Below are 6849 nucleotides of genomic sequence, written 5' to 3' on the forward strand. Positions count from 1 at the left end.
GCCTGAAACTTATTGAATACCTCTTGCTTGTCTTCAAGTTCAGTACGCAGCACATCCACTTTGTTTTCATTGCTATTCTTAGCAATAACGGCATCTTCTATTTCTTTTTCATATTTAACAGACAGATCGGACTTGCCCGATAGGTCCTGATCGAGAAGATCCCAATATACAAAATGAAGTTTTGCAGAGAGTAGACGTTCTTCTTTCTTGAATTCAGTATAACGTTCAGCTGCATTTGCTTGCCGTTTAAGGTGCTGAAGCTGCTTACCAAGTTCTTCACGAATATCGGCCAAGCGATCAAGATTGTCCTGAGTTCGACGCATACGGTTTTCTGTCTCTCTGCGACGCTCTTTATATTTGGATATTCCTGCTGCTTCCTCGAGATATACGCGAAGCTCTTCAGGCTTGGACTCGATTAAGCGGGATATCATCCCCTGCTCAATAATTGCGTAAGATCGAGGCCCCATTCCCGTACCGAGGAAAATATCAGTAACATCTCTTCTTCGGCACTTAGTGCCATTTAAGTAGTATTGAGAGCTACCTTCTCTTGTGACCTTCCGCTTTATTGATATCTCAGTGAATGAAGCATACTCACCACTCAGCTTGCCTTCCTGATTTTCGAACAACAACTCGATCGATGCTTGTCCGACGGGCTGTCTACCGGTAGAGCCATTAAAGATAACATCAGTCATCGACTCGCCACGAAGGTTCTTTGCCGAACTTTCACCCATCACCCAACGAACAGCGTCGATAATGTTTGATTTACCACACCCGTTAGGCCCAACGATAGCGGTCATATTGGTAGAAAAAGGAACCGTCGTCGCATCTACGAAAGATTTAAATCCGGCTAACTTAATGGACTTTAAGCGCATTGCTCAGAAAGTGCTCCAAAACTAATAAATGGGTTTTCAAAAATTTTCGCTATTATCTACGGTTCAAGGCGCTATTTCTATCAATATGTTGAGAATATCGACGAAGCAAGTGGCGACGCACTGCCGTGACGGCCTTTAGAGGCCGAATATTGAGACATTTTTTTGACGAACCGGCAAGCCGCAACGCAACAAATCGCGTCAATAGTTTGTTCAATCACATCTAAAGCATTGTTTATAAGCTGTTTTTCTGGCTTGGCCCACAATTTGTATTAATTAACAATACTGGAACATTATTGTGGAGCCATACGATGAGCGGTAACGAACGAAACGATACAACAATTGATTTTAATAAGGCTAAGATAGTATCTACCTATCGCGATCTAAATAAATCAATTAGCGACAATAACGATATTATTTCTCGCTTAACTCGCCGCCTCCAAACCACGCTAGATTGTAGTGACATCATTCATATGTTTGCGAGTGAAGTCCAGACTTTGGTGTCATTTGATCAAATGAAACATGAAGCTTCCAATCAGAGCCCTATCACAATTGGTGATAAATCTGGTGTACATTCTTGCCAGTACAACCTCACCATGGACGAAACAGAATTAGGCGCAATTACCTTTTCTAGAAAGAAGCGCTTTCTTGAAGAAGAACTTTCCATTATCGAGCGCCTGGCTAGCACCTTGGTATTTCCTTTACGAAATGCAAAACTATATCAAGCAGCACTTCAATCAGCGCTTAGAGATGAGTTAACGGGTTGCGGCAATAAACGCGCACTTGATGCCAGCTTACACAGAGAGGCAGAGCTAGCGACACGTCACAACACCCCTCTTTCCGTTCTCATGCTTGATATTGATCATTTTAAACACGTCAACGATACATACGGACACCTAGCCGGTGATAGCGTCCTTCGCGACCTTGCAGCGACAATCAAAAAGTGCGCGCGTGGAAGTGATTTGTGTTTTCGCTACGGTGGCGAAGAGTTCGTATTAATTCTAGATGATACAGATGCCAATCAAGCTTTAAAAATTGCTGATCGAATCAGGCAGAGCGTAGAGCAACACACCTACCTATATAAGGGCAAAATTATCCCTGTAACCATTAGTGCTGGTACCTCGACCTTCATTCAAAGTGAAACCCTTGATAGCCTGAAAGAGCGAGCAGACAAGGCACTATATAGTGCAAAATTGAATGGTAGAAACCAGGCAGTTTCAAGCGAGCTAAATGACACCCTAACTACCTTGCCGATAAGTCACGCACATTAACAGCCACCAAAACCAACATCACGCTTTCTGAAGTAAAAATTTCGAAATTACACTTAGGAAACCCCTGTTATCCAGAGGTTTCGCTAAGGACTCTAGACCAGCCTCAATTGTATTAGCAGGGATTCGGTCGCGACGATCATTCATTAAGGCTTCAGAGTATTCACAAGTCCATTCCGGGTGCCCTTGGATACTAATCAAGGAATCACTCCATTGAACGGCAAAGTATGGACAAAAATCACTTGTCGCTAGAAGCTTGGATTCTTGCGGTATATTCTGGACTTGATCTTGATGGCTAACAATCATATTAAGGGCATTTCCCTCAAAGCCTAAGTCATAGGCGCACTTGGTTAATTCATTACTTGAAACACCTACACCCCAACCTTTAGAAGATTTCTCAACCGAACAATTCTTTGCTAAAGCCATGATCTGATGACCAAAGCAGATTCCAAACACAGGTATCGATACTCGATCCAGACATTGCACAAACTCTACTAATTTACTTATCCAGAACTCATTATCGTAGACACTGGCTTTGCTCCCAGTGATCACATAAAAACGAAAATCCTGTATCTGTTTAGGATATTCACCTTTACGCACATCATAAGTAAAAAACTCTAAGCTATGCGAGACCTGCGTAAAGCAATCTTCAACCATACCCGGATAGTTTCCGAAGTCGGTCCGGAACTTATCTAGCACGTCATCACACTGCAAAATGGCGACTTTATAGTTATCCATTATGCAGCCTACGCCCCTTCCCCAGGCGTTTCATTTACGCCTTGAATGGCATTTCCGATCAAGCGCGCATAATCAGCTGACGACAGCTGGATAGGGTTGCCACCAGCTGAAGGATCTTCAACAGACATGGCAGCTAATTTTTGTACATCGCCTAAGTTGATACCGATTTCATCTAAGGTACGTGGTATACCAAGGTCTGCTCGAAGTTGGTGGACCCAAGAAATAAACGAGTCTGCGGAACCTCCGTCTAGGTCAAGATATCTCGCGGCGCGCCCGAGCTTTGTTTTGATTTCACTATAATTCTCTTCGAGGACATAAGGCATCAAAATAGCATTTAGAAGACCATGATGCGCACCATATGTTGCACCTATAGAATGTGCGATAGCATGCATCGCTCCCAAACCTTTCTGGAACGCTGCAGCCCCCATACTTGAAGCAACCAGCATATGCATCCGCGCTTCTAGGTTATCGCCATTTTCGTATGCAAGCTGGAGATTTTCTTTAATCAGGCGCATACCTTCAAGCGCAATACCCTCAGCCATCGGGTGGTAAGAAGGTGAGCAAAAAGCTTCAAGGCAATGTGATAAGGCATCCAAGCCCGTTGCAGCGGTAATTTTAGCTGGCAAACCTGTCGTTACGTTGGGGTCCAATATCACTAGCACTGGTAGCATCTTTGGGTGGAATATAATCTTCTTTAGGTGTTTTTCTGAATCAGTAATGACAGAAGCACGACCAACCTCTGAACCTGTTCCAGCTGTTGTAGGAATTGCAATAACAGGTGCAACACCCTCCTCCTTTACCTTGCACCAGTTATCGCCAACATCCTCAAACTCCCAAATAGGTAGCTCTTGCCCAACCATTAAAGCAATTGCTTTTGCTGCATCAAGTGCTGAGCCACCACCAAAAGCGATTACTGAGTCATGCTTTGAGCGTTTAAACTGCTCAACACCGCGGCACACATCTTCTTGATTCGGGTTGGCTGATACCTGATCATAAACATCAAACTTAATGTTTGCGCGCTCAAGTGTCTGCTTGAGTTCATCACAAATAGGTAAGCTCGAAAGACCGGGATCCGTCACGATTAAAGGATGTTCAAATCCCTTTTCCTGGCACTGAGTAGCGAGCTCAGCCAAACGACCGGCGCCCGAAATAATCTGATTCGGGTAGTTCCAGTTCCCCTCCAATATATGCATAGTCAATTACTCTCAAATAGATTTTATATGGTAAGACTTTAGTTGGATGTAATTATCAAAGCCGTGCACAGACAAAGAGTAACCACGCCCGGTATTTTTCACCCCTGTCCACACCAATTCGGGATCTAGAAAATCACAGCGATTAACAAAAAAAGTACCCGTCTCAATCTTTTCGCCTAGCGCAGTCGCAGCCTCTAGGTCATTGCTATAAATAGCTGCACTCAATCCCAGGTCACTGTCGTTCATAAGCTTTACTGCTTCTTCATCGGAGCTAACAGCCATTATCCCCACAACTGGACCAAAGGTCTCATCACGCATTACTGACATCGAGTGATCAACATTCGTCAGCACTTGAGGTGCTAGATAGGCCGTACCATTCTGATCAAGAGGGAAATTTGTGACATCGATATTGGCTTTGGCACCTGAATCAATTGCGCCTTGAATCTGTTTGCGTATTCTTGCTGCCGCCGAAGCATTGACTACCGGACCAAGCGTCGTTGCCTGATCATTTGAGCAACCCAGGACATACTCCCGAGTAAGCTCTACAAAGCGCTCGACATACGCACTATAAATTGACTGATGAACATAAATCCGTTCGAGCCCACAACACGACTGACCGGAATTAAAGAAAGCACCATCTACAGTTGATTCAACAGCATATTCAAGGTCAGCATCACTACGAATATAGGCCGGATCCTTGCCCCCTAACTCAAGCGTTAGGTTAATAAACCTACCTGCACATGCTTTTTCAATATCTTTACCGGCCTCGACAGAACCAGTAAAGGTCACAGCCTTTATGGAAGGTTGCTCCAGCATAGTCTTGGCTGTGTCATGACTCATATGAAGGCATTGTAATACGCCCTGAGGAAGACCCGCGTCGGCAAAAGCCTCTACAATACGTTCACCGCACAAAGGTGTTTGGGCTGAATGCTTTAGGATCACCGAGTTACCAGCTAATAAAGCTGGAATAATAGAGTTGATCGGTGTGTGTAGAGGGTAATTCCATGGTGCTAGAACTGCTACCGTTCCAACCGGACACTTTTTAATGAAGCGCTTAAACCCAGGCTTATCGTCAACCTCGTTTGACGCAAGGCATCGATCAGATATTGAGATCATATGACGGGCGCGTGCTGCAAAACTGGAAACTTCGCCTTCTGCATATCGTATCGGTCGTCCCATTTGCCAACATAGCTCTTCAGCTATAAGCTCTTTTTTTTCTTCAAAGCACTCTACAGCTAACGAACAAATGTGCTTCTTTTTTTCCAAGGGTACCAAAGCCCAGTCATCTTGCGCTTTATCTGCAAGCAGCACCGCTTCAAGCATCTGCTCTTCGCCAACCAACTCTCTTTGAACATATAGAGAGCCATCAATTGGCGAATAGGTTTTCAGTTTTCTAGCCATAATATGTCTTCTAGTTAAATAATCTCGAAATACCGGTCCATTTCCCAGTCACTAATGTGCTTGCGAAACTCTCGCTCTTCCCATTCTCGGCTCGATGCAAAATGCTCTACAAAGGCATCGCCAAATAGGCCTCTCGCCTCTTTAGACTCCTTTAGAGCTTGCGCCGCCTCCCAAAGTGTTGCAGGAAGTTTTAATGCGCTGGGATGCGTTTGTGAATACGCATCACCAACAACCATTGGTGTCGGTTCAAGTTTGTGCTCGATACCATACAAACCTGAAGCAAGCGCCGCTGCCAAGGTTAGATACGGGTTACCATCTGCCGAGCCTAAACGATACTCGACTCTCTGCGACTTCGCTGAACCAGGTATAACGCGCAGCGAGCAAGTACGATTCTCAACGCCCCATGTAGCATCGGTTGGCGCCCAAAAGCCTGGAATTAGTCGCGTATAACTATTAACCGTTGGCGCAATCAATGACAAGAACTTTGGCATCAATAACTGCTGACCCGCAACGAAATGCCTTTGAGTATCACTCATCGAATAATCTTTACTTTGATCAAAAAAGACTGACTCATTTGTCTTCGCATCGTTTAAGGAAATATGAATATGGCCGCTTTGGCCTGGGTAGTCGGCCGACCACTTAGCCATAAAGGTGGCCATCAATTCATTTTTTTGGGCCAATACTTTAATGAAAGTTTTAAATAGCGACGCTTTATCGGCGGCATTTTGTGCGGTATCAACAGCTATCGCAGCCTCAAGAACACCTGGCCCGGTTTCTGTATGTAGACCTTCAATCGGAAAATCCATTTCCTCCGCAAGCCCAAGGATTTGTGCATATAAGTCGTGATGAACGCTTCCCCTTAAAACAGAGTAACCAAAGTTATCCGGCGTAAAAGGCTCAAGGTTTCGAAAGCCTTTTTCTCTTACGCTTTTTGGGGTTTCGTTAAATAGAAAGAATTCATACTCTAGCGCTGCATTGGCAGAAAAGCCCATTGAGTCTGCTTTTTGTAATATCCTATTCAAAAGATTGCGCGGACAGAGCACTGCCGCGGCACCTACGAATTCACAAATAAAAAGTAAAGTACCTTGCTCAAAAGGAATCTCCCTACAGCTTTCGGGAATAATTCGTACAGAGGCATCTGGGTAGGCTGTATGCCAGCCAGTGTAACTGACATTGTCGTATAACTGATCTTTCGAGTCCCAGCCCAAAACAACATCGCAAAAACCAAAACCCTTGTCGAGCCCAGCAAAGAACTTATCTTTGCTCATATATTTACCGCGCATCACGCCGTCTATATCGAAAAGACCAACTTTGACATGCTTTATTCCACGAAGATTTACAATATGCTTCGCATCTTCAATCGTTTTTACAGATCTGGCT

The 6849-nt window shown here is 44.4% G+C and carries 6 protein-coding genes; 1 reads left to right on the forward strand and 5 read right to left on the reverse strand.

Going from position 1 to position 6849, the window contains the following annotated elements; all coding sequences use genetic code 11:
• A partial coding sequence (locus tag A3761_RS11935; RefSeq protein WP_156491811.1) for a chromosome segregation SMC family protein occupies nt 1-872 on the reverse strand: 872 nt, incomplete at its 3' end.
• A 308-nt stretch (nt 873-1180) separates the two neighbouring features.
• Between A3761_RS11935 and A3761_RS11940 the strand changes: the two genes are divergently transcribed.
• Nucleotides 1181-2140: a GGDEF domain-containing protein gene (locus A3761_RS11940; protein WP_068516688.1), complete on the forward strand. Its 960-nt coding sequence runs from the start codon at nt 1181-1183 to the stop codon at nt 2138-2140.
• Nucleotides 2141-2158: 18 nt separating this feature from the next.
• Here the strand turns inward: A3761_RS11940 and A3761_RS11945 are convergent, their stop codons facing one another.
• The 4 genes from A3761_RS11945 to A3761_RS11960 form a co-directional block, all read right to left on the reverse strand.
• Nucleotides 2159-2875 (reverse strand): hypothetical protein, encoded by a 717-nt coding sequence (locus A3761_RS11945; protein ID WP_068553483.1) that lies wholly within the window; start codon nt 2873-2875, stop codon nt 2159-2161.
• A gap of 8 nt (nt 2876-2883) precedes the next feature.
• Nucleotides 2884-4068: an iron-containing alcohol dehydrogenase gene (locus A3761_RS11950; RefSeq protein ID WP_068516696.1), complete on the reverse strand. Its 1185-nt coding sequence runs from the start codon at nt 4066-4068 to the stop codon at nt 2884-2886.
• 12 nt (nt 4069-4080) lie between these two features.
• Nucleotides 4081-5469, reverse strand: a complete 1389-nt coding sequence (locus A3761_RS11955) for an aldehyde dehydrogenase family protein (protein ID WP_068553484.1) — start codon at nt 5467-5469, stop codon at nt 4081-4083.
• 14 nt (nt 5470-5483) lie between these two features.
• On the reverse strand, nt 5484-6849 hold a 1366-nt coding region (locus A3761_RS11960; protein WP_068750261.1), incomplete at its 5' end, for a glutamine synthetase family protein.

It is taken from the genome of Oleiphilus sp. HI0123, assembly GCF_001635315.1.